The following is a 23,221-nucleotide window of genomic DNA, read 5'->3' as shown; positions in this document are numbered from 1 at the left end:
TCCCCGGTGGGTTTGGTATGATTGATGAGGTCGTTTAGTGACCCGTACATAGGTTGGCTTGCTGAACTTCGGCAAACCAGTTTTGAGGAGGAATTTTCAATGGTGGATTTTGAACTGGTGCCAGGCGTGAATGTTCACGTGCTGGCGACTGAACAGTTCAAGCAGACGAAGCTGCTGCTCAATTTTTCCCGGTTGCAAACGCGTAACAATGCGGCTGCCCGGAATCTGCTGGCCAACGTTTTGACAACCAGCAGTCAACTTTACTCGACCCAAACCGCCTTAGCGCGGCACTTGGCCAAGCTTTACGGCGCCAGTGTTGGGGCGTATGTGACCCGGCTTGGTCATGCCCACACGGTCCGTTTTAAAGCGACTTTTATTAATGAACAATTTGCGCCCAACCTCTTGGATGCGGTGGTACAAACGATGGGGGAATTACTCTTTTACCCCTTGGCTGATGGGATGCGGTTTGATGTGCCAACTTGGCAGTTGCAAAAGACTAATTTAGTGGCGACTTTGCAATCCTGGGATGACGACAAGCACTTTTATGCCTTGCGCCAATTAGAGCGCTTGTATTATCAAACCGGTTCGGTAATGGAAGTTCCGAGCACCGGGACCAAGGCGCAAGTCGCCGCTTTGACGAACGAAGCGACTTACGCGGCCTACCAGACGATGTTGGCTGATGATCAGGTAGATATTTTCGTGATTGGGGCCGTTGATCCAGACCAGGTGGCCGCTAGTTTGCAAAAATTACCGTTTCAAGCGCGCCCGGCGTGTTTGCCGGCCAACTTATTCCATAATCAACCGGCTGAACCGTTAAAGAAACTGACGGAACACCAACCTTTGCAGCAGGCCCATTTAAACTTGGCTTACCGCCAACCAGTGTACTTTGGGACGGCGGACTATCCGACCGCGCTAGTGATGAATGGGTTGTTGGGTGGCAGCCCGTATTCCAAGTTGTTTGTCAACGTCCGCGAAAAAGCCAGCTTGGCCTATTCAATCAGCAGCAGCTTACGGCCGTTTGCTGGTCACCTGGTGATTCAAGCCGGGATTGCGGCCCAGCAGGCCCCCGCCGCGCAACAATTAATTGAAGCCCAGGTGCAAGCTTTGGCCGCGGGCGATTTTGACGTGGCGACGTTGGCCAAAGTTAAGGCGGGCTTGCTCAACCAGTACTTGGCCAGTCAAGATGATGAAAACTACCTATTGGGCCGGGCCCTGGCGAAGACCCTCTTGCAACAACCAACTAAATTGGATTACCCGGCCGCTTTAGCCGCCGTCACGCCCGCCCAAGTCGCGCATTTGGCGGCGCAGTTGGAGCCAGCGGCGGTCTATTTGTTAAGCGGGGATGAATAATGGAAAAACGAACTTACGCAGAATTTAATCAATCCTTATATGAAACGACCTTGGCCAACGGACTCAAGGTCCGCTTGATTCCGATGGTGGGGTACCACAAGACTTACGCGATGCTGACCACGGATTTTGGCGCCCTTGATCGCACTTTGCCGGCGGTCGTAGGGGGACAAAGCTTACCGGCGGGGTTGGCGCATTTTTTAGAACATAAATTGTTTGAAAAGGCCGATCATGATGCCTTTGACTTGTTTGGGGAATTAGGGGCGGATTCCAATGCCTTTACGTCCTTTACCCAGACCAGTTACCTGTACTCGACCACCAGCAATTTCCGGGAGAACCTGGAAGTACTGTTGGATTTTGTCCAGACCCCGTACTTTACGGCGCAAACGGTCGCTAAGGAAATTGGCATTATTTCCCAGGAAATAAAAATGTACAATGACAACCCCGACAGTCGCCTGTACATGGGGATGATGGGCAACCTCTATCCCCATGATCCGCTGGCGGATGATATTGCCGGGACCGAAGAGTCAATTAAGACGATTACCCCGGAATTGCTGTACCAGACTCATGCGGCTTACTACCGGCCGGAGTACCTGACCTTACAAGTGGCAGGGAACCTTGATCCGGCGGAAACTTTGGCTTGGATTGAACAAAATCAAGCGGCAAAGCAATTTGCCGCCCCCCTGCAAGAACCACTGACCTTTACTCCGGCCGACCCCAGCGGGCATGACCTGTTGCCCTACCGGCATTTAACGATGCCAGTTTTGCGGCCGAAAGTGATGGTGGGCTTGCGCGGCCATTTGCCAGCGGGCACGCCCTTGGCCCGCTTAAAGAGTCAAGTGGCAATCAGCATGATGCTGGAATTATTGTTTGATGATACGGGGGAACACTACCAGGCCTTGTATGATCAAGGGATCATTGATGATTCCTTTTCGTTTAGTTACGAAAGCAATCGTGGCTTCGATTTTGCCCTGTTTGCGACCGAAACGACGCAGCAAGCGGCTTTTCGCGGTGCAATTGCTAATTTGGTTGAAAATGCGCCAGCTGAACTGGCAAGGGTACAAACTCAATTTGCCATGCTCAAAAACGCCACGCTTGGTCGCTTGATTGGGGCCTTGGATTCACCAGAAGCGATCGTCAACCGGTTTGCGACTAGAGAAACCGGGTCGCTGACGATTTACGATGAAATTCGGGTCTTGCGGGCTTTAACGTGGGCGGATATCCAGCAAGCCGCGGCTAACTTTATGGATCATGACCGTCTGTCGGTTTACGAAATTGATGCGGAAAATTAACGTCGCAATTAACGGATCTTTAAAATTTGCGGGGCGCTAGATGTGCTATACTAGCCTAGGTTATTAGTGAAAAGAATTGAGGAACAAAGTTATGAGCGAAAATGAACAGCAGTTGCAAATTGGTCAACGGCTTAAAGAGGCCCGGGTTGCCAAGGGGTATACCTTAGATGATTTGCAACAGGCGACGAAGATTCAGAAGCGGTATTTAATTGCGATTGAAGATGAAAATTTTGCGGAACTACCCGGTGATTTCTACGTTCGGGCATTTGTGAAGCAGTATGCCGATACCGTTGGCTTGGACGGCAATGAATTATTAAAGGACTACGATGATTATTTACCCAAGACCAAGACGACGGAATACTCCGAACACCTTTCCCAAGCGGTCGAGACGCGGCGCGGCAGTCACCGGGTGACAACTGATGGCTTTGATCAGGCCCGCAAGTACATCCCAACCGTGATTGTCGGGGCGATTGTCGTCATTATTTTAGGGGCGATTTGGGCGACCACGATTATTAAGAACCGGGCTGATTCGGCAACCAAAATTGATTCCAGTTCGGTTTCGGTTTCTGGTGAATCCAGTCATGCGCCAAAGAAGGCTGCTTCCAGCAAGCCTAAGGCCAAGAGTCAAAAGTTGAAGTTCAAAGAAACCTCGCGGACCACGACTAGTGTGGTCTACACGACAAGTCAAACCTTAAGCAAGGACACTAAACTGACGATTAAAGCGGCGAACACGGCCGTGTATGCCGCCGTTAATGTTGATAACGTCAGTCAGTTGGCGAAGACCTTGTCAGCGAAGGAAACCGGGACGGTGACCTTAAGTAAGACGGCCAAGCGAATTGTGATCACTTTGGGCTCCGGCAACGGGGTAACGATCAAGCTGGGCAACCAGACGTTAAACTTTACCAATGACAACCAATACCCATCAACGCGGGTTATTACGCTGAGCCTGGGCAACAGCACAACGCAAACTAGTGCAACTACGTCGAGTTCAACGGCTACGACCAACCAAACCAACCGGACCACGACGACTACGGGGACGACGAGTACTGGGCAAACGACCCAACGGACGACCACAACTTCGACCAGTACCCCAACGACCACTACCCAGACGACGACTTCAACCACTACGCCGGCGGCCACTACGAATAATCAAACTACGGCGGCCAGTCATTAAACATTCTTTGAGGGGGATTTAGTTTGAATTTACCAAATAAATTAACCGTGGTGCGGTTAATCATCATTCCATTTTTCTTGTTACTGATGGTCATTCCCTTGGGGTGGGGTGAGATCAGCTTTTTAGGGGCGACGGTTCCGGTTGCCCAGTTCTGGGCGACAATCCTGTTTATTGCGGCAACGATTACCGATAATTTAGACGGGCGGATTGCCCGGCGGGATCACTTGGTGACCAACTTCGGGAAGTTTGCCGATCCGTTGGCCGACAAATTATTGGTCATGACGGCCTTTATTGTCTTAACGGCCAGCGGCAGTGTGCCAGCGTGGGTGACGTCAATCATCATCTGGCGGGAACTGTCCGTGACGGGGCTGCGGTTGCTGATTGTTGAACAAAATGGCGAAGTCATGGCAGCCAAGATGCCGGGGAAGATCAAGACGACGACCCAGTTCATTGCGATCATCTTTTTATTGTTAAACAACGCCCTGTTTGCCATTTGGCACATTCCCTTTGGCGAAATCATGCTTTACCTGTGTTTGTTCTTCACGGTTTACTCTGGGGCTGATTACTTTATCAAGAGCAAGGATATTTTTAGCGACGGGTTTAAATAAGGACTGCGGAAGTTGGCTTCGGCCAGCTTCTTTTTTTAAAATTTTTACCAGAAAAAAAGTGTAAAATGGACCTAAAACGCGTATATAAAGAGTAGGAGGGGAAAAATGGAAGTAGAAATTATTTCCGTGGGTAACGAACTGATCCTCGGGCAGATCGTTAATACCAACGTTGCCTATTTGGCGGACCAGCTGCGCCAATTGGACTTGGTGGCCAAGTGGCAAACGACGGTGACTGATGAACCCGCCCAAATTGAAGCAGCCGTCAAATTGGCCTGCCAGCGGGCGGACCTGGTTTTGGTGTGTGGGGGCTTAGGGCCCACGGCGGATGATCAAACCCTGCCGAGCGTGGCCCGCGCGCTGGGCGTTGATTTAACCTTGGCAACGAAACACTGGGCGGCGATTCAAGCGGACTTTGCCCACCGTCAAGTGGCAATGACGCCGGAAAATATTCGTCAAGCTTACTACTTGGCCGGTGGCGAACCGCTAGCCAACCCGGTGGGGCTGGCCTTGGGATCCTGGTTGGTGAGCGAGCAAGCGGCAGTGGCCGTCTTGCCCGGGCCCCCGCGGGAATTTAAGGCAATGGTGCAAGCCAGTCTCCTGCCTAAATTACGGGCTCACTACGGGACGACGACTCCAGTCCAGACCCGGGTGCTGCACTTTGTGGGCCAGCCGGAGTCCTTATTGATGGACGAAATTGCCGCTGCGTTAGGGGATTTGCCGGTCGTGGCAACGTCTTACGTCCAACCAGCTGAAATCCAAGTTCGTTTGCGGGTGACTGGAAAAACGCCGGCGGTTGCCGAGCAGCTCTTGGATCAAGCGCAACAGGCCATTGTGGCTAAGGAAGGCGCGTATTACTTTGGCAGCGGCCCGGCGGTGACCTTAGCTGGGCAAGTAGTCGCCTTGTTACGCCAGCGCGGCGCCAAAATTACGGCGGCCGAAAGTCTGACCGGGGGGCTGTTTCAGAGTACCCTGTGCAGCGTCAGCGGGGCCAGTGCCGTCTTTGATGGGGGCTTTGTGACTTATGCCGCCCGCGCCAAGCACCAGCTGATTGGGGTGCGGCAGGCCACGATTGAACAGGCAGGCGTGGTCAGCGCGCAAACGGCAGCGGAAATGGCCGAGGGGGCCCGGCGGGCGTTGGCCGTCGATTATGGAGTCGCCTTTACGGGGGTGGCCGGCCCGGAACCCTTAGAAGGACATCCTGCCGGGACGGTCTTTGTGGCGATTGCCCAGCAAGGCGCGGCCCCGCGGGCTTGGCAGTTGCGCTTAAATGGCCGCTTGGGTCGCCAAGCGATTCGCCAACAAAGCGTGGCCTTGGTCCTTTTAGCGCTCTACCACCAATTACAGGGCAAAAATTAGAACGCAGGTTCGTAAAATGCTTGGTTTTTAGCCCAAAAACTGATATGATGGAAACATGGATTTGATAAAAAGGAGTGAAGCTTGTGGCTGACGAACGAAAAGCAGCGCTGGACAATGCCCTGAAGAAAATTGAAAAGAACTTCGGGAAAGGCGCCATCATGCGGATGGGCGATGCCGTTGATACTAAGGTAGCAACGGTCTCCAGTGGTTCTTTGGCAATTGACGAGGCCCTCGGGGTCGGGGGCTACCCGCGGGGCCGGATTATTGAAATGTACGGGCCCGAAAGTTCGGGGAAGACGACCGTCGCTTTGCACGCGGTTGCTGAAGTGCAACAACAGGGGGGCACGGCGGCGTACATCGACGCGGAAAACGCCATGGATCCCGAATACGCCAAGGCCTTAGGGGTTGATATTGATAATTTGCTCTTGTCCCAGCCTGACACAGGGGAACAAGGGCTGCAAATTGCCGATGCCTTGATTTCCAGTGGCGCGATTGATATTGTCGTGGTCGATTCAGTGGCGGCCTTGGTACCCCGGGCTGAAATTGAAGGGGAAATGGGGGACGCGCACGTTGGGCTGCAAGCCCGCTTGATGTCCCAAGCCCTGCGGAAATTGTCCGGGACCATCAATAAGACCAAGACGATTGCGATCTTTATCAACCAGATTCGGGAAAAGGTCGGCGTCATGTTTGGGAACCCTGAAACTACGCCGGGGGGCCGGGCTTTGAAGTTCTACTCCACGATTCGACTGGAAATTCGGCGTGGTGAACCAATCAAGGATGGCTCCGATATTATTGGGAACCGGGCCAAGATTAAAGTGGTTAAGAATAAGGTCGCGCCACCGTTTAAGAAGGCGGAAGTTGACATCATGTACGGGGAAGGGATCTCCAAGATGGGTGAACTGCTTGACATGGCGGCCGAAAAGGATCTGATCAAAAAGAGTGGAGCTTGGTATTCTTACGGCGAAGAGCGGATTGGTCAAGGGCGTGAAAACGCAAAGAAGTGGCTGACGGATCACCCAACGGAAATGCAGACTTTGATGAAGCAAGTGCGGATTGCCTATGGGATGGACCAAGCACCAGCCGAAGATGAAGCCGCTACGCCAGAAACGGCCAGTAACCCCAAGGACAAACATTAAAGAAACGCAACTAAACCTTGAGTTGGAATAAGTAAGGCCGGGCCGGGCGCCTTCCGGTGGCCTTACTTTTTATTTTTCAGCCGGAGCGAAGGCTTAATGTTGACACCCCTTTTCGTCCCGTTTAAAATTAAATCTGTACGTGAAATTTTCGCGTATTTTCGAACTTTTTAAAAGACCAACAACGAATAATAGTTGATTTGGAGGGAAAATGGGTATGAATAACTTATTTACCGCCGTCATCGCTATTGTTGTCGGGATTATTGTCGGTTATGTAATTCGAAAGTCAATTATTGAACGTCAGATTACACAAGCGCACAATAGCGCCGAGGAGATTATTGCTTCCGCTAAAAAAGAAGCGGCGACCGCCAAAAAAGAGGCTATCTTGGAAGCCAAGGAAGAAAGTCACCGCTATCGTGAAGGGGTCGAACAAGAGTTAAAGAGCCGCCGCAGTGAAGTGCAAAAACAAGAAGAACGCTTGCTGCAACGGGAAACGACCTTAGACCGGAAGGACAGTCTGCTTGAACATCGAGAAAATGCTATCAGTTCGCGCGAACGGAAATTAGACCAGCGAAACGAGCAAATTCAAAAAGATCAACAACAAGTAGCAGAACTGGTTCAAGCTCAACAAACCAAGTTGGCAGAAATTGCCGAGTTGACCCGTGACCAAGCACGGGAACAGATTTTGAACCAATTAAAAGACGAGCTGCAAGTCGAACGCGAAACGATGATCCGGGACAGCGAACAGGAGGCCCAATTAGTGGCCGATCGCAAAGCCAAGACCCTGATTGTCGATGCGATTCAGCGTTCGGCTGCAGATATGGTATCAGAAGCCACGGTTTCGGTTGTTAATTTGCCAAACGACGAAATGAAGGGGCGGATTATTGGGCGGGAAGGCCGCAATATTCGGACCTTAGAAACCTTAACCGGGATTGATCTGATCATTGACGATACGCCGGAAGCGGTCGTGTTGAGTGGTTTTGATCCGGTCCGGCGGGAAATCGCCAAAATGGCTTTGGAACACTTAATTCAAGACGGGCGGATTCATCCGGCCCGGATTGAAGAGGCCGTCGAAAAGGCCCAAAAGGATATGGACAACCACCTGCGCGAAGTCGGAGAACAAACCGTTTTTGACCTCGGGCTGCATTCCATTCACCCGGATCTGATCAAGACGATCGGGCGGATGCAATACCGAACCAGCTACGGGCAAAATGTCTTGCACCACTCGATTGAAGTCGCTAAGCTGGCTGGGATCATGGCCGCAGAATTGGGCGAAGACATCACCATGGCTAAGCGGGCTGGCTTGTTGCACGACATTGGCAAGGCAATTGACCACGAAGTTGATGGCTCCCACGTTGAACTGGGGGTGGAATTGACCCGGAAGTTCAAGGAAAGTCAGGTCGTGATCAACACGATTGCCTCTCACCACGGCGACGTGCCGGCCACGTCGGTAATTGCCGTGCTCGTCCAGGCCGCGGATGCGATTTCTGGGGCCCGGCCCGGCGCACGGAGTGAATCCTTGGAACAATACATCCAACGGCTGAAGCAATTAGAAGAAATTGCCAATGCCCACGGGGGCGTAGATCATAGCTACGCGATCCAAGCCGGCCGGGAGTTGCGGGTGATTGTCAAACCAACTAAGGTCAATGATCGCCAAGCAACGGTCCTGGCCCACGATGTGAAACAAGAAATTGAGGACCAACTGGAATACCCAGGTCACATTAAAGTGACGGTGATCCGGGAGGTTCGGGCCGTTGATTACGCCAAGTAACCGGGGGCTTTGCAGTCAAACGGGCCGCGAGCCCAGAGAAATGAATCAGCGCCAAGCGAAGGATGAGCAGCCAATGTAAGCCCTCGTTGGCGCTGATTTTCAATCACGGGAAAAATGAGGAGGATAAGGTGGCAAAAGCAAAACAAACGCCAATGATGAAGCAGTACCAAGCGGTGAAGGATCAGTATCCAGATGCCTTTTTATTTTACCGGTTGGGGGATTTTTACGAACTATTTAATGAGGATGCGATTAAGGGAGCCCAAATCCTGGAGTTGACCCTCACCACCCGTAACCACAGTGCAGCTAACCCAATTCCGATGTGTGGGGTACCGCACCGGGCGGTCGATAATTACATCGATATTTTAATTGATAAGGGTTATAAGGTCGCCATTTGTGAACAAATGGAAGACCCCAAACAGGCCAAGGGAATGGTCAAGCGGGCCGTTACCCGGTTGGTTACCCCGGGGACCAAGATGGATCTCAAGGGGGATGACGCCCAAAGCAACAATTATCTAACGGCCGTTTTGCCGCAAGCGCCGGGCTTTAAGCTGGCCTATGCTGATTTGACGACGGGGGAATTAAAGGTAACGAGCCTCGCTACCGAAGCGGCGGTAATTAATGAATTAATCAACCTGCAGACCAAAGAGATCGTTTATGATCAGGAATTGCCGGCGAGCCTCACCACGGTCCTGACCAAGCAAAACCTCCTCTTGTCGCACCAAACGCCGCAAACGGGGCAAGCAGAAATCAGTTACTTAACCCAGGCGCTGACCGACGACGGGGAGATTGCGGTGGTCACGTTATTGGTTTCGTACTTGTTAACGACCCAAAAGCGGGCCCTCGCCCATCTGCAAGTCGCCCAGGCTTACGAATTAAATGCCTACATGAAAATTGACCACAATTCGAAGGCCAACCTCGAATTGATGATCAACATGCGTAGCGGCAAAAAGCAAGGGACGTTGGCCTGGCTGCTGGATGCCACCAAAACGGCGATGGGGAGCCGGTTATTAAAACGCTGGTTGGACCGGCCGTTGATTGATCAGGCCAAGATTGAGGAACGCCAGGATAAGGTCGCTGTTTTATTAGACCACTACTTTGAACGCAGCAACCTGCAGGCCGAATTGACCAAGGTCTATGACTTAGAACGTTTAGCCGGGCGGGTAGCTTATGGCAGTGTCAACGGCCGGGACTTAGTGCAATTAAAAACGTCCTTGCAACAAGTGCCGAAAATTAAATACGTTTTGGAAACCTTGGCGGCGCCAGTCTTTGACCAACTAACGGCCGGGTTGGATCCGCTGAGCGATATTGCGGCTTTGATTGACCGGGCCGTGGTTGAGGATGCCCCGGTGGCAATTACCGAGGGGGGAATCATCAAGCCGGGTTACAATCAGCAATTGGATACCTACCGCGATGCGATGGAGAACGGTAAGCAATGGATTGCGGAACTGCAAGAAAAAGAACGGGCCGCAACCGGGATCAATAACTTGAAAATTGGCTACAACCACGTCTTTGGTTACTACATCGAAGTGACTAAGGCCAACATTGCCAAGCTGCCGGCCGATCGTTATGAACGCAAGCAAACCCTGGTCAACGCCGAACGGTTTGCCACGCCGGAGCTCAAGGCAAAAGAAGCAATCATCCTGGAAGCCCAAGAAAAATCAACGTCCTTGGAATATGATTTGTTTGTGGCCGTCCGCGACCAAGTCAAAGCCCAAATCAGCCGTCTGCAGGCTCTGGCCGCAAACTTGGCGGAATTGGATGTCTTGCAGAGTTTTGCCGTGGTCAGTGAAGATTACCACTTTGTGCGGCCAATCTTAAATCAACGCCACGAACTGAAGATTTCCGGCGGCCGCCACCCGGTCGTGGAAAAATTTTTAGGCCACCAAGCTTATGTCCCGAATGACGTGGTGATGGATCCCCAAACGGCGATCCTTTTGATCACCGGGCCCAACATGTCGGGGAAGAGTACCTACATGCGACAATTGGCCCTGATTGCGGTGATGGCCCAAATTGGCTGTTTTGTGCCCGCGGATGCGGCCGACTTGCCGATTTTTGATCAAATCTTTACCCGAATCGGGGCCGCCGACGACCTGGTCTCGGGAGAAAGTACGTTTATGGTCGAAATGATGGAAGCCAATAACGCCTTGCAAAATGCGACCCCGAATTCCTTGATCCTCTTTGACGAGATCGGGCGGGGCACGGCTACTTATGATGGGATGGCCTTAGCCCAGGCAATTATTGAATATGTCCATGATCACGTCCACGCTAAGACCCTTTTTTCCACCCACTACCATGAGCTGACGCAACTGGATCAGCGCTTGGCGCAACTGAAAAATGTTCACGTCGGCGCGAGTGAAGAAAACGGCGAGCTGGTCTTTTTGCACCGGGTGGAACCCGGACCGGCTGACAAGTCCTACGGGGTGCACGTGGCGAAATTAGCGGGGTTGCCGGCCAGTCTCTTGGCCCGGGCGGATGTAATTTTAGGTCAGCTGGAAAAAGGGACCACGGCGGCGGCCCCAACGCCAGCCACACCTCCGGTTGCGCCATCCTCAGCCCCACAGTTGGTGGAAGAAGCCAGCGGACAATTAGAATTGTTCGGTCCGGCCCCCACGCCGGCCGCCAAGCCAGCGGACAAAAAAGCCGGCCAGGTGTTGGCCCAACTCAAGGAATTGGATTTGATGGGACTGACACCAATGGAAGTCATGAATCAGGTTTATCAATGGCAAAGAAAGTTGAAGTAGGTGAACGCAATGGCGCAAATTCAAGAATTACCGGCCATTTTAGCGGACCAAATCGCGGCCGGGGAAGTAATTGAACGGCCGGCGTCGGTCGTCAAAGAACTGGTGGAAAATGCCATTGACGCGCACAGCCGCCGTATCGACGTTTTAGTTAAAGAAGCGGGCTTAGCCGAAATTCGGGTGATTGACGATGGCGCAGGGATTCCGGCGGACCAAGTCCCGCTGGCCTTTCGCCGCCACGCGACCAGCAAGATTACTTCTAAACGGGAATTGTTTCGGGTCACGACAATGGGCTTTCGGGGCGAAGCCCTGCCGAGTATTGCCTCGGTGGCGGACCTGACGATGGTGACGGCCGTGGCGGGCGCAGATGGCTACCAATATCACGTCCGGGGCGGCGAAGTGCTGGCGCAAGGCGTCGCGTCCGCCCGGCCTGGGACGGATGTGACCGTCAGCCAACTTTTTTATAATACGCCGGCGCGTTTAAAGTACCTAAAGTCGCCCCAAACTGAGTTGAGCCAGATTGTCGACATGGTCTACCGCTTGGCCCTGGGCAATCCGACGGTCGCCATTTCCCTAACCAATAATGGCAAGGAGCTGTTTCGCTCGGCCGGTAACGGCAATCTCCAACAGGTAATTGCGGCTATCTATGGGGTTAAAGTGGCCCGTAAAATGGTGGCCATTGAAGGCCAGGATGATGATTTTACCATTCATGGCTACGTGTCCTTGCCAGAGTTGACCCGGGCGGGGCGCAAATATCAGACCCTGCTGATCAACCACCGTTACGTGCGTAACTTTAATTTGACCAAGGCCCTCATTGAAGGTTACGGTTCTAAATTAATGGTTGGTCGCTATCCCTTCGCGGTTATCGATATTAATTTGGATCCGTTATTGGTCGACGTGAATGTTCACCCGGCCAAGCGGGAGGTGCGGTTGAGCAAGGAAGCGCAACTAGGACAATTGCTGACCACCACGATTCAAGCTCGGCTGGCCCAGGAAAATTTAATTCCGGATGTGGGAGAAAAAACGGACCAACTCTTGGCCGGCAGTGCGGCTGCGGAAGTGCCACCGGTGGTCCAAGAGCAAGTGGTAGCCTATCAAGAACCCGCGGCGCCGCTAGAGGCCCAAGCTTTGCCGCCTGCCCCGGCCCAAACCCCAAAGCCAACCGCTCGAGCCGTGGCACCCATTATTATCCATCAGGTTAGTGAGCTGCAAAGTCCACTGGTGCAAGAATTTGATGCCCGTTACCAAGGTGAAGGGGATAAACCGCCGTTTCCAACGCCGGCGCCCGTGCCTACTTCCTCAGCTGCGCCCGCCCCGAAGGCCGAACAGGGCACCTTACCAATCGACGACACTAGCAGCGCCCAGCGTTTCCCAACCTTGCGCTACATTGGGCAGTTACAGGGGACCTTTTTATTGGCGCAAGCTTCCGATGGCCTCTACATCGTCGATCAGCACGCGGCCCAAGAGCGGATCAACTATGAACGCTTTCGGCGCGAAATCGGGGAGGTTAGCGCGGATCAGCAGAGCTTTTTGACCCCCTTGATTTTAAACTACTCAGTGGCAGAGGCTCTGAAAATTAACCGCCACCTGGCGACCCTGGCCGGAGCGGGGCTACACCTGAGCCCCTTTGGCCAAAACAGTTTCATGGTGGCCAGTCACCCGACCTGGTTAATCGAAGGCCAAGAAGAGGACACGATTCGGAAAATGGTCGATTGGGTCTTGGCCGATGGGCGCTTAAGCATCGCGGATTTTCGGGCCAAAACGGCCATTATGATGAGTTGTAAACGGGCGATCAAGGCCAACCACCACCTAGCGGACCGCGAAGCCGTGGCCCTCTTAGCGGCCTTGCCGGATTGTGAAAATCCCTTTAATTGTCCCCACGGTCGGCCGGTCTTGATTCATTTAACCGACCGGGACCTGGAAAAACTGTTCAAACGAATTCAGGAAAGTCACGAACCATTTGCGGGCGAATTTGATGACCATGAGTTTTAAGCGGGAAGCGGGGGGCTTCTCAGAAAGGATACGGAATGTACGAATACTTAAATGGGCAGGTTGCAATGGTCACCCCGACCTATATTGTCTTAGACGTGAATGGCGTCGGTTACCGGATTGCGGTGGCCAATCCCTACGCGTATGAAGTAGACCAGCAAACGGCGGTCCGGGTGTATGTTTACCAAGCCGTCAAGGAAGATAGTCTGACCCTCTTTGGCTTTAGCGATCCCAATGAAAAGCAGCTCTTTGAGAAACTTTTGGGGGTCTCGGGGATTGGTCCCAAGAGTGCCCTGGCCATCCTGGCCAACCCCGATCACCAGGCCTTGATTCAAGCCATTGGCGACAATGACGTCAATTACCTGACCAAGTTTCCGGGCATCGGGAAAAAGACCGCCGCGCGGATCGTTGTTGAGCTGCAAGATAAGGTCGATGCCCTGTGGCCGGACTTAACCCTTGACTTTACGGTTAAACCGACCAGCGCTGCGCAAAGTCCCGCCCTGGCCGATGCTTTGGCCGCTTTGGCTTCATTAGGCTATGCCGAACGGGATATCAAGCGGGTGGAAAAACAACTGCTAAAGGAACCAGACCAGCCGACGGCCGAATACTTGCGGGCGGGGCTGCGTTTGTTGAACAAGTAGCCGAAGGGAGGAACTGTCATGGTAGATGAAGCACACGGCCTGATGGGGGCCGATGTCGCCAGTGATGAAGAAGGGCAGTTAGAAGTCAGCTTACGCCCGCGGCGGTTAGCGACCTACATTGGCCAAGCCAAGCTCAAGGCCGAATTGCAGGTTTACATTGAAGCCGCCAAGGGTCGCGAAGAAGCCCTGGATCACGTCCTCTTGTATGGCCCGCCGGGGTTGGGGAAAACGACCTTGGCGATGGTGATTGCCAATGAAATGGGCGTCGGGATCAAGACGACCTCGGGGCCGGCGATTGAAAAGCCCGGGGACTTGGTGGCCTTGTTAAACGAATTGCAGCCGGGGGATGTCTTATTTATCGACGAAATTCACCGCTTGCCTAAGGTGGTGGAAGAAATGCTCTATTCAGCCATGGAAGACTTTTACATCGATATTGTGGTCGGCGAAGGTCCCACGGCTCACCCGGTTCATTTTCCCTTACCGCCCTTTACCTTGGTCGGCGCGACGACCCGGGTGGGGTTGTTAACGGCGCCGCTGCGGGATCGTTTTGGGATCATTGAGCGCTTGAATTACTACACGCCCGCTGAATTAGGGCAGATTATCAACCGCAGTGCGGCCATTTTCCAAACTGCCATCGACCCGGCAGGGGCGAAAGCCTTGGCCTGGCGCTCGCGGGGGACCCCCCGGATTGCCAACCGCTTGTTGAAGCGGGTCCGTGACTTCGCCCAAGTAGCGGGGAAAGCGACCATTGATGAAGCCAGTGTTGACCAGGCGTTGACCTTGCTCGACGTTGACCAGCGGGGGTTGGACGCTACCGACCGTAAGATGTTGCTAACGATGATTAATTACTACGGTGGGGGACCAGTCGGGGTCAAAACAATTGCGGCCAATATTGGGGAAGAAGCGGCGACGATCGAAGAAGTTTACGAACCCTACTTGCTGCAGATTGGTTTTATCAGCCGCACCCCGCGCGGCCGGCTGGTCACTCCCGCAGCATACGAGCACCTCGGGATCGCTTTTCCAAATGAGGGGGATTAGTCATGAGTGAATTAGTGCCTTATTTGACGGCGCCCTTTGTGCCGGTGAAGCCAAGTGAGCTAACCGCCGCCGGGATTCGCACCCTGGCCGTCAACCTGGTTGATTACCAGATGCAACCGGGCCTAGCGGCCATTAAGGACCAGGGCGGGCTGGCGACGGTATTGAACTGGCCGGGGAAGTTGATGACCTTTGCCGGGGCTTTTGGTCCCTTGCTAAAGGTGAAAAAGAATACCGCCCGGGTCGGGATTCACTACGTTGATCCGCACAACCAAGCCAAGTTAACCTTAACGCCGGAGCAAGCGGCCGCCTGGCAACAGGCGGCCCAAGCCCAAGAGCCAGTCGCAATGTACCAAACTCCCGACTATTATGCGCCGGTCGATGACTTGCGCCGGGCGGTCGAAGCCAATCGGACGTGGGCCCAAGCGGCGCCGGGGGCCTGGTACCCGGTCTTGGGGGCTGGGCTGACCGAATTGCGGCAAGCGAGCCTGGCGGCCCGCCCGGCGAGGGCCAGCGCCCTACTGGTCAATCTACCGCCGGCTTCAGAGCAAGCCGAGTGGCAGCGAATCGTCACCCTGACCCAACAGCTCTTGCCAGCGGGGACCAAGACCGCGGTAGTGGCGAATGATTTCGCGGTCATCCAACTGGCGCACGCCTGTCAAATTGACCGAATTATTACCCCGTGGCCACTAAAAGCCGGCTGGGCGGGCAAGGTGTTGGTGAACGGTGAGGTGTTGAACTTGCGTCATCACGCTTTTGCCACCGATGTTCGGCAATTGGGGACGACAGGCTTCCAATTGGCGAGTCTGCACCAGATGTTGCACGCCAACGTGGCCGTGGCCAAACAAGTATTGGCCCTGACCAATTTACAAGCGCTGCAAGCGACCCTGGCTTAATGAGCAGAATGGTGCTTGCTTTTCCCGCCATTTCTGGTATTGTTGTAAAAGAACGCAGAAAGAATAGAAAGGAAGAAGTCTGTTGCAAAGCTCTGGAATGTCAAGTATCTTATTAATTGTTTTAATGGTGGCCCTGATGTATTTCTTCATGATTCGGCCCCAACAAAAGCAACAAAAGAAGCACCAATCAATGATGAGTCAATTAAAGCCGGGCGATCACGTGGTGACGATCGGGCGGCTCCACGGGGTCGTGGCCGAAATTGACCAACAAAAGCGGACGGTAACGCTGGATTGCGAAGGGGTTTACCTGGTCTTTGATCTGGGCGCTATCCAACGGGTTGAAGCCCAAGCGACCGAAGCGCCGGCCTCAGCCGCCGATGCCGATGCTGAAGCGGAAGCCAAGGCGGAACCAACGGCCAAGGCTGACGCTGAGCAGCCTGCGGAACCGGAAGAAGCAGCGCCGGCTGAGAAGCCAACGGAAGACAAATAAGAAGGTTGGTCATCAGACAGCTTGATCCACTTGGGACCAGGCTGTTTTCTTTTGCGCAACTGACTGCCGGGAAGCCGGAAAGTTTGTTATAATTGGGAACAGTGACTAACGCTAACGGTAGAAAGGAAGCCAATTATGGACACACTGGCAGCAATTTATGCACAGATTGAAAAGTACTCGCGGATCATTATTCATCGCCACCAACGCCCGGATCCCGATGCGATTGGTTCGCAAGTCGGGTTAGCCGAAATTTTAAAGGCGTCCTTCCCATACAAAGAAATCTATGTGGTCGGCAAGGAAATTCCGAGTCTGAGCTGGATTGGCACGATGGATGAAATTGAAAGTGACGAGTACGCCAACGCCCTGGTGATCGTCACCGATACGGCCAATGCGCCGCGGATTGACGACCGGCGCTTTGACAACGGGAGTCAACTGATCAAGATTGATCACCACCCCAATGATGAACCCTACGGGGATTTGATGTGGGTGCAAGATCAAGCCTCCAGTACTTCGGAAATGATTTACGACTTTTATCAGCACTTCGCCGCAAAGCTCACCTTACCGAAGACGGCGGCGAACGCCCTGTACGCGGGAATAATTGGCGATACCGGGCGGTTCTTGTACCCAGCAACGTCGGCCCGGACGATGCTGGTGGCCGGGGCGCTGATGGCCGCGGGCGCGGAGGCGGCCAAGATTGGCCAACGGGAAAACGAAATGTCATTGCCGGCGGCCCGTTTGTCGGCTTACGTCTACCAGAACTTACAAATTCAAGCTGGGGCCGGGTACTTGATCCTTGAACAGGATGTCTTGGACCAATTTGGGATTACCGAAGCCGGCACGTCCGCAATTGTGTCGTTGCCGGGGCGGATCAGTGATGTGCTGGCCTGGGCGATCTTTGTTGTGCAAGGGGATGGCCATTACCGGATTCGGCTCCGGTCCAAGGGTCCCGTGATCAATGAATTAGCCAAGGCTCACCACGGGGGCGGGCACCCCTTGGCCAGCGGCGCCCAAGCGGCTGACCACGCCGAAATTGAGCAGGTCATTGCCGAATTGACCCAATTGGTGAAGGAGTACCGGCCTGGCAAGCAGAAAGGATGACAAAATGCCAAAACAATTTGCTGAATTAAACTTAGCGCCGTGGTTGATGGCGGCGATTGACGATTTGAAGTTCCACCAGCCCACCCCGGTTCAAGAACGGGTGATTCCGCTGGTCTTGCAAAAGAAGAGTGTCGTGGGCCAATCCCAGACCGGGAGCGGGAAGACGCACGCCTTCTTGTTGCCGATCTTTACCCAATTGGACCCGGCCAACCAACAGGTCCAAGCCGTGATCACCACCCCGAGTCGGGAGTTGGCTTACCAGATTTACGCGGCGGCCAAGCAGTTAAACCGCTTTGCGCCGACTCCACTGACGATTCACAATTATGTGGGCGGGACCGATAAGGCCCACCAGATTGAACAATTGGAACGCAAGCAACCGCAGTTAGTGATTGGGACGCCAGGCCGGATTTTGGATTTAATCAATTCCCAAGCCTTAGACATTCACTTGGCAACCCAGTTTGTGATTGACGAAGCCGACATGACCTTGGACATGGGCTTTTTGGAACCAGTCGACCAAATCGCGGCTCACTTCCCGAGTGACCTGCAGATGATGGTTTTTTCCGCCACGATTCCCCAAGGGTTGCGGCCGTTTTTAAAGAAGTACCTGGAAAACCCAGTGGTCGAAGAAATTCCGACCGAAACGGTCATCAACCCGAACGTGGAAAACTGGTTGCTGTCAACGAAGGGCCGCGATAAAAACGATCTGGTCTACCGCTTATTGACAATGGGGGATCCCTTCTTAGCCTTAGTCTTTGCCAATACCCGGGAGCGGGCGGAAGCCTTGCACGCCTACTTGATGGAGCGGGGCTTAAAAGTGGCCTTGATTCATGGGGGGCTGGAACCCCGGGAACGCAAGAAGACGATGCGCCAAGTTCGCAACATGGACTTCCAGTTTATTGTGGCGACGGACTTGGCGGCCCGCGGGATCGACCTAGACGGGGTGTCCTTGGTCATTAACGATGATATTCCGAGTGATTTAGAATACTTTGTCCACCGGGTTGGGCGGACCGGCCGGGGGAATTTAACCGGGACGGCGATCACCCTGTATGCGCCGGCCGAAGACGAACTGGTGGCCAAACTGGAAGAGCGGGGGATCAAGTTTACCCCCAAGACCTTGCAAAACGGCCGTGTCGTAACGACTTACGACCGCAACCGGCGGCAAAGCTACAAGCGGCGCAAGGCCGCTTTGGATCCAACCTTGAAGGGGTACGTGAAGAAGACCAAGAAGAAGGTTAAGCCTGGCTACAAGAAGAAGATCAAGTCCAAAATCAAGGAAGACGAACGCCAAAAGGCCAAGCAAGAAATGCGTCACAAGCAACGCAAGGCCAAGCGCGCCCGCCAAAAGCAACACCGTTTGGAACGGGCCCGGCAAAAGCAAAGCTGAGATTACAAGCAGTGACTCTTACGGGAGTCCTGCTTTTTTGCTTGAGCGGAAGGGCGACTTGGCGGCGAGACAGTTTGGTTTTACAATTAAATAAACATCGAAAAGCCGACTGGGATGAAGACTGGTTAAACTCTTCGGCCCAGCCCGGCTTAAATTACGAAAGGAATCAGCCATGAGTGAAGCACAAAAACGACCGGGAACGTTAGATATCATTGAAGAAATTACCCGCAAGGATGGGTCGACCTACTATGAAATTGGCAACATGGTGCATAATGGTCGCTCAGAATTGGCGGCGGAACGGGGCTTTATCCAGCAAGTCCGGATTTTAAAGCTCAATATTCCCCATTCCCAAAACGTGATTAAATACGAAAACTACATTAATGAGCACTACTACGTCCAACCCGAAGCAATGGACCATTTTGAAGAGTGGGAAAAGCCGGCGGAAATGGCCGACTTGGTAGCGGCCATCTTAAAGGAAAATCACGTGGGGTAAGCAGCAGCGTTTCGGAGAACCGAAGCGCTTTTTCACTCGGCTTTTTTGGCCCGAGAGTGGTCAAGCTTGGGTAAGACGCTTATAATTGAAAGGGAAAATTTAAGACCGTGTAAAACAAATGACAGAGGAGGATTTCAATGAAATCGCAAGGGCCACTCGCCCACGCCCAAACCCCACCGCGTTTTGTGACCGGGGTCGACGGGCTGCGTAGTCTGGCGGTAATTGCCGTCATTATTTATCACCTGTTGCCGAATCGAATGCCCGGGGGCTTTTTGGGGGTACCCTTGTTCTTATTGATTTCGGGTTATTTTGTGACCAATCAGCTAACGAACCGTTGGCAGCAAGGCCAAGGGGTGCGCTTAAGGCAATTTTACCGGCGCCGCTTCAGTCGGCTCTACCCGCCTTTAGTGGGGATGTTGATGGCCACCAGCGCCTATATCACCCTCTTTGATCGCCCCGCCTTGGTTCACCTGCGGACGATTGTGGTCACGAATTTAACTTGGGTTTATAACTGGTGGGCCGTTGGGCACGGGCAGTCGTATTTTGATCGCTTTACGGCCGTCTCGCCCTTTACCCACCTGTGGACGCTCGGGGTGGAGGCCCAGTTTTACTTGATTTGGCCGGTCTTGTTACTGGCTAGTTTAAAGCATTTGGGCCTGACCAAGACTCGCTGGCTAACCTTGGGGTTGGCGATCGCATCGGCCGTGGCCATGGCGGTTTTGTATGATCCAGCAAACATCAACCGGGTCTACTACGGGACGGATACCCGGGCCTTTGCCATGCTGTTGGGGAGTTGGCTGGCCTTAGTTTGGCCTCGCCAACAGCTGACGACCCAGCTGCAGCCTTCTGCCCGCTGGATCTTAGAAGGCGTGGGGCTGGTGGCCTTAGGGTTGACGGTGGCCAGTTTCTTGGTGGTGAACGGGGAAGCAGCCAGCACCTACCGGGGCGGCATGTTTGTGACCAGTTTACTCGGGATGATCCTCTTGGCAACGATTGTTCACCCCGGCGCCCGGGTGAACCAGTGGTTGACCAATCCGGTCTTTCACTACCTCGGCCAACGTTCTTACGGGATTTACATCTATCAATTGCCGGTGATGGTCTTTTACGAAGCCTTGTTTCCGGTGGGAAATCATCCCCTCCTCAGTGCTGGCACCGAGATCATTTTGATCTTGTTGATCAGTGAATTATCTTACCAATTGATTGAGTTGCCGACCGCCCGTCGTAATTGGCGCGATTGGCTGGCATGGCGGCCCCAGACTAAACTGGCCTGGGGCAGTTTGGTGAGCGCGCTGGTAATTTTGGGGGTGGCCCTGGTTGGGATTTTTGGTCCCCAACCGCAGCCAACCAAATCGGCCCTCCAAACCCAGTTACAGCACAGCAAACAGGCGACGGCCGCCCGCAACAAGCAAATCAAAGCGGGCAAGGTGCCGCAAGTCGACGTTTCCAGTCCGTCCTTACAAAAGAAATACCAGTTGACCAAACAGCAGTTGGCCAAGGCCAGCACGTGGCAGGTAACGGCAGTCGGCGATTCCGTGATGGTGGATGCGGCTGGTGACCTGCAAGAAGTGATGCCGCATGCAATTGTCGATGCCCAAGTGGGGCGTCAAGGTGACGGTGGGTTGAGCGTCTTAAAGGATTTAGCCGCCAAAGATCAACTCGCCCCCAAGGTGGTCGTCAACTTAGGGACCAACGGGGCAATCAGCGACCAGACGGCCCGCGAAATTATTGCGACGGTCGGCGACCGGCAGCTGTACTGGATCACGCCCCACGTACCGACCAAGCCGTGGCAAAAGCAAGTCGTCAAGCAGGTGCACGAATTGGCTCGGACCCACAAGAATGTGCACGAGGTCGCTTGGAACGCCAAGAGTGCTGACCACCCGGCTTGGTTCGGCAAAGACAATGTTCACATGAATGAGGTCGGGAACGCCCAGTTTACCCGCCTCTTGGTAGTCACGATGTTAAAAGAGGGAAAGTAATATGATTAAGATGATTGCCTTAGACCTAGATAACACCTTGTTAAACAGCCAAAAGGAGATCAGCCCAGCTAATGAGCGCGCGCTGAAGCGCCTGCACGAAAGCGGGATTAAAGTGGTCCTGTGTACGGGCCGGCCGATCAATGCGATTGGCCATTATATCGACCAATTGGATCTTCACCAGCCGGATGACTTTACGATTACCTTTAACGGGGGGCTGGTCGTTAATAACCAGACGAAGCAACCATTATATGCCCAGGGGACGACGAAAGCGGACTTGCAAGCCGTCTATGACTATTTACGCTCACAAGGGCTGCCTATGGACGTCTTGGATTTTGACCGGGTTTACGAACTGACGGAATTGGGGCCGGCCCACTACAAAGGAACGGTCAAAAACATTGAATTCGTTGACACGACGATGGCTGACCTGCCGGGCGCTGAGCATTCCTTTGCCAAGGCGGTCTTGGCAACTGAGCCGGCTAAGGTGACCCAAGCCAAGGCCCAGGTGCCAGCGGCCGTGACGGCCAAGCTGCGGGTGGTGCAATCGCAACCGCATATCTTGGAATTTCTGCCGCTCGGGGTCAATAAAATGGTGGGACTAAATCATCTCTTGGCCCACTTTGGTTGGCAAGCCGCGGAGCTGATGACCTTTGGCGATGCCGATAATGATTTGGAGATGATCATTGGCGCCGGTGATGGCGTCGTGATGGCCAACGGGCTCCCGGCCGTCAAGGCGGTCGCCGACCACTTGACAACGTCGAATGATGAAGATGGGGTGGCGAATTACTTAACCAAGACAATTGTAAAAGAATTGCAATAAAACAAGCGAAAATGAAGATTCCTGGTTTTAACGGGGGGTTAATTTAACCCTTTAATGAGCAAATCAGGAATTTTTTTGTGGGCGCAACCCGGCAAACCGGTTGACGGCCCCAACAGCCAACCCGGTGGGCGCCATAGGATTGCGCGATTGGGTGGTGAGCTTGGCCCGTCAATGTTACAAAAGATTACAAAAAAGCGCCCCGCTTCGGGCAAAAAGCAACTCTCCTGTGACCTCCTGGTAACATTCAGTGCTTATGATAGAGGGCGTTGAAGAAATGAACGGTTTAAGTAAAGGATGGTTAAGGAACCTATGTTAAAGAAGAGTGTGTTGACAACTGCTGCTGTAGCATCATTAGGATTGACGGCTGGAACCATCGCCGCCAACGCGGACACGATCTACACCGTCCAAGCGGGGGACACGCTGTCCAGCATTTCCCAAAAGTTTGCCAAGGACAACAGCTTGGTGACCAAGTTAGCCCAAGACAACAACATCCAAAACGTAAACTTGATTTACGTGGGACAAAAGTTGGTGATTAAAGACAACGGTGAAATCAAGCCGGCCACCGCGCAAGACTTGGCCGCCAATGCGACTACGCCAGCCCAAGCCACGGCGAACACTGCTAACAGTGGTTATACGTCGAGCGTAGCCGGTAACGATGCCGCCGCAAAAGCGTGGATTGCGGCCCGTGAATCCGGGGGCAACTACAACGCCCGCAATGGTCAATACATCGGGAAGTACCAATTGTCAGCCGCTTACTTGGGCGGTGACTACTCCCCAGCCAACCAAGAACGGGTTGCCGATCAATACGTCGCCTCCCGTTACGGCTCTTGGAGTGCCGCGCAAGCCTTTTGGCAAGCCAACGGTTGGTATTAAAAAGGTTAAGTGCAAAGTAAATCCCCTGGCGCCAAATGGTGTCAGGGGATTTGTGGGTTCTTCGTCAACTGGTACTGATGAACTTTTAGAAGAATAATTGGTCTACCCCC

Annotated in this window: 19 protein-coding genes; all 19 read left to right on the top strand. The window is 53.5% G+C overall.

Features of this window, described 5'->3' with window-relative positions:
* Nucleotides 1-99: 99 nt before the first annotated feature.
* The 19 genes from yfmF (at nt 100) to apf (ending at nt 23,111) form a co-directional block, all read left to right on the top strand.
* A complete protein-coding gene (gene yfmF / locus FC43_RS01570; protein WP_162258976.1) occupies nt 100-1,350 on the top strand; it encodes an EF-P 5-aminopentanol modification-associated protein YfmF in 1,251 nt (416 codons plus the stop codon).
* On the top strand, nt 1,350-2,639 hold the full coding sequence (gene yfmH / locus FC43_RS01565) for an EF-P 5-aminopentanol modification-associated protein YfmH (protein WP_056953576.1): 1,290 nt from the start codon (nt 1,350-1,352) through the stop codon (nt 2,637-2,639). The genes yfmF and yfmH overlap by 1 nt, the downstream gene beginning before the upstream one ends.
* A gap of 91 nt (nt 2,640-2,730) precedes the next feature.
* Nucleotides 2,731-3,813 carry a helix-turn-helix domain-containing protein gene (locus FC43_RS01560; RefSeq protein WP_019205988.1) on the top strand — a complete coding sequence of 361 codons (1,083 nt, stop codon included), beginning with the start codon at nt 2,731-2,733 and terminating at the stop codon, nt 3,811-3,813.
* 23 nt (nt 3,814-3,836) lie between these two features.
* Nucleotides 3,837-4,421, top strand: coding sequence for a CDP-diacylglycerol--glycerol-3-phosphate 3-phosphatidyltransferase (gene pgsA / locus FC43_RS01555; protein WP_019205987.1), 585 nt, complete (start codon nt 3,837-3,839; stop codon nt 4,419-4,421).
* Between the two features lie 105 nt (nt 4,422-4,526).
* Nucleotides 4,527-5,777 carry a competence/damage-inducible protein A gene (locus tag FC43_RS01550; protein WP_019205986.1) on the top strand — a complete coding sequence of 417 codons (1,251 nt, stop codon included), beginning with the start codon at nt 4,527-4,529 and terminating at the stop codon, nt 5,775-5,777.
* Between the two features lie 83 nt (nt 5,778-5,860).
* Nucleotides 5,861-6,913, top strand: coding sequence for a recombinase RecA (gene recA / locus FC43_RS01545; protein ID WP_056953574.1), 1,053 nt, complete (start codon nt 5,861-5,863; stop codon nt 6,911-6,913).
* Nucleotides 6,914-7,127: 214 nt separating this feature from the next.
* Entirely contained in the window at nt 7,128-8,681 is a 1,554-nt protein-coding gene (rny, locus tag FC43_RS01540; protein ID WP_019205984.1) for a ribonuclease Y, read from the top strand.
* Nucleotides 8,682-8,833: 152 nt separating this feature from the next.
* Complete coding sequence (mutS, locus tag FC43_RS01535; protein WP_191979087.1) at nt 8,834-11,422, top strand: DNA mismatch repair protein MutS; 2,589 nt, start codon at nt 8,834-8,836, stop codon at nt 11,420-11,422.
* 9 nt (nt 11,423-11,431) lie between these two features.
* Nucleotides 11,432-13,411 (top strand): DNA mismatch repair endonuclease MutL, encoded by a 1,980-nt coding sequence (gene mutL / locus FC43_RS01530; RefSeq protein WP_056953571.1) that lies wholly within the window; start codon nt 11,432-11,434, stop codon nt 13,409-13,411.
* A gap of 35 nt (nt 13,412-13,446) precedes the next feature.
* Nucleotides 13,447-14,049 carry a Holliday junction branch migration protein RuvA gene (gene ruvA, locus FC43_RS01525; protein WP_056953569.1) on the top strand — a complete coding sequence of 201 codons (603 nt, stop codon included), beginning with the start codon at nt 13,447-13,449 and terminating at the stop codon, nt 14,047-14,049.
* Nucleotides 14,050-14,067: 18 nt separating this feature from the next.
* The gene (gene ruvB, locus FC43_RS01520) at nt 14,068-15,087 is read left to right on the top strand and encodes a Holliday junction branch migration DNA helicase RuvB (RefSeq protein ID WP_056953567.1); all 1,020 of its coding nucleotides are present in this window, start codon (nt 14,068-14,070) and stop codon (nt 15,085-15,087) included.
* Between the two features lie 2 nt (nt 15,088-15,089).
* On the top strand, nt 15,090-15,980 hold the full coding sequence (locus tag FC43_RS01515; RefSeq protein WP_056953565.1) for a tRNA guanosine transglycosylase family protein: 891 nt from the start codon (nt 15,090-15,092) through the stop codon (nt 15,978-15,980).
* A gap of 97 nt (nt 15,981-16,077) precedes the next feature.
* Nucleotides 16,078-16,470, top strand: a complete 393-nt coding sequence (yajC, locus tag FC43_RS01510) for a preprotein translocase subunit YajC (protein WP_056953563.1) — start codon at nt 16,078-16,080, stop codon at nt 16,468-16,470.
* A 135-nt stretch (nt 16,471-16,605) separates the two neighbouring features.
* Nucleotides 16,606-17,568 (top strand): DHH family phosphoesterase, encoded by a 963-nt coding sequence (locus FC43_RS01505; protein WP_056953562.1) that lies wholly within the window; start codon nt 16,606-16,608, stop codon nt 17,566-17,568.
* A gap of 4 nt (nt 17,569-17,572) precedes the next feature.
* Nucleotides 17,573-18,952: a DEAD/DEAH box helicase gene (locus FC43_RS01500; protein ID WP_056953560.1), complete on the top strand. Its 1,380-nt coding sequence runs from the start codon at nt 17,573-17,575 to the stop codon at nt 18,950-18,952.
* Between the two features lie 172 nt (nt 18,953-19,124).
* Nucleotides 19,125-19,445, top strand: a complete 321-nt coding sequence (locus FC43_RS01495; protein WP_056953557.1) for a hypothetical protein — start codon at nt 19,125-19,127, stop codon at nt 19,443-19,445.
* Nucleotides 19,446-19,582: 137 nt separating this feature from the next.
* Entirely contained in the window at nt 19,583-21,421 is a 1,839-nt protein-coding gene (locus FC43_RS01490; protein ID WP_056953555.1) for an acyltransferase family protein, read from the top strand.
* Nucleotide 21,422: 1 nt separating this feature from the next.
* A complete protein-coding gene (locus tag FC43_RS01485; RefSeq protein WP_056953554.1) occupies nt 21,423-22,238 on the top strand; it encodes a Cof-type HAD-IIB family hydrolase in 816 nt (271 codons plus the stop codon).
* 294 nt (nt 22,239-22,532) lie between these two features.
* Entirely contained in the window at nt 22,533-23,111 is a 579-nt protein-coding gene (apf, locus tag FC43_RS01480) for an aggregation-promoting factor (protein ID WP_056953552.1), read from the top strand.
* Nucleotides 23,112-23,221 lie beyond the last annotated feature (110 nt).

The organism is Limosilactobacillus ingluviei DSM 15946, from assembly GCF_001435775.1.
GTDB lineage: Bacteria > Bacillota > Bacilli > Lactobacillales > Lactobacillaceae > Limosilactobacillus > Limosilactobacillus ingluviei.
Note: the sequence above shows the minus strand (reverse complement) of the source record. Positions and strands in the feature narration are given on the sequence as shown.

Excerpts from the sequence above, each read along its gene's own strand:
- yfmF (WP_162258976.1), top strand. The coding sequence starts at position 100 with ATGGTGGATTTTGAACTGGTGCCAGGCGTGAATGTTCACGTGCTGGCG.
- yfmH (WP_056953576.1), top strand. The coding sequence starts at position 1,350 with ATGGAAAAACGAACTTACGCAGAATTTAATCAATCCTTATATGAAACG.
- FC43_RS01560 (WP_019205988.1), top strand. The coding sequence starts at position 2,731 with ATGAGCGAAAATGAACAGCAGTTGCAAATTGGTCAACGGCTTAAAGAG.
- FC43_RS01550 (WP_019205986.1), top strand. The coding sequence starts at position 4,527 with ATGGAAGTAGAAATTATTTCCGTGGGTAACGAACTGATCCTCGGGCAG.
- rny (WP_019205984.1), top strand. The coding sequence starts at position 7,128 with ATGAATAACTTATTTACCGCCGTCATCGCTATTGTTGTCGGGATTATT.
- mutS (WP_191979087.1), top strand. The coding sequence starts at position 8,834 with ATGATGAAGCAGTACCAAGCGGTGAAGGATCAGTATCCAGATGCCTTT.
- mutL (WP_056953571.1), top strand. The coding sequence starts at position 11,432 with ATGGCGCAAATTCAAGAATTACCGGCCATTTTAGCGGACCAAATCGCG.
- ruvA (WP_056953569.1), top strand. The coding sequence starts at position 13,447 with ATGTACGAATACTTAAATGGGCAGGTTGCAATGGTCACCCCGACCTAT.
- ruvB (WP_056953567.1), top strand. The coding sequence starts at position 14,068 with ATGGTAGATGAAGCACACGGCCTGATGGGGGCCGATGTCGCCAGTGAT.
- FC43_RS01515 (WP_056953565.1), top strand. The coding sequence starts at position 15,090 with ATGAGTGAATTAGTGCCTTATTTGACGGCGCCCTTTGTGCCGGTGAAG.
- yajC (WP_056953563.1), top strand. The coding sequence starts at position 16,078 with ATGTCAAGTATCTTATTAATTGTTTTAATGGTGGCCCTGATGTATTTC.
- FC43_RS01505 (WP_056953562.1), top strand. The coding sequence starts at position 16,606 with ATGGACACACTGGCAGCAATTTATGCACAGATTGAAAAGTACTCGCGG.
- FC43_RS01500 (WP_056953560.1), top strand. The coding sequence starts at position 17,573 with ATGCCAAAACAATTTGCTGAATTAAACTTAGCGCCGTGGTTGATGGCG.
- FC43_RS01495 (WP_056953557.1), top strand. The coding sequence starts at position 19,125 with ATGAGTGAAGCACAAAAACGACCGGGAACGTTAGATATCATTGAAGAA.
- FC43_RS01490 (WP_056953555.1), top strand. The coding sequence starts at position 19,583 with ATGAAATCGCAAGGGCCACTCGCCCACGCCCAAACCCCACCGCGTTTT.
- FC43_RS01485 (WP_056953554.1), top strand. The coding sequence starts at position 21,423 with ATGATTAAGATGATTGCCTTAGACCTAGATAACACCTTGTTAAACAGC.
- apf (WP_056953552.1), top strand. The coding sequence starts at position 22,533 with ATGGTTAAGGAACCTATGTTAAAGAAGAGTGTGTTGACAACTGCTGCT.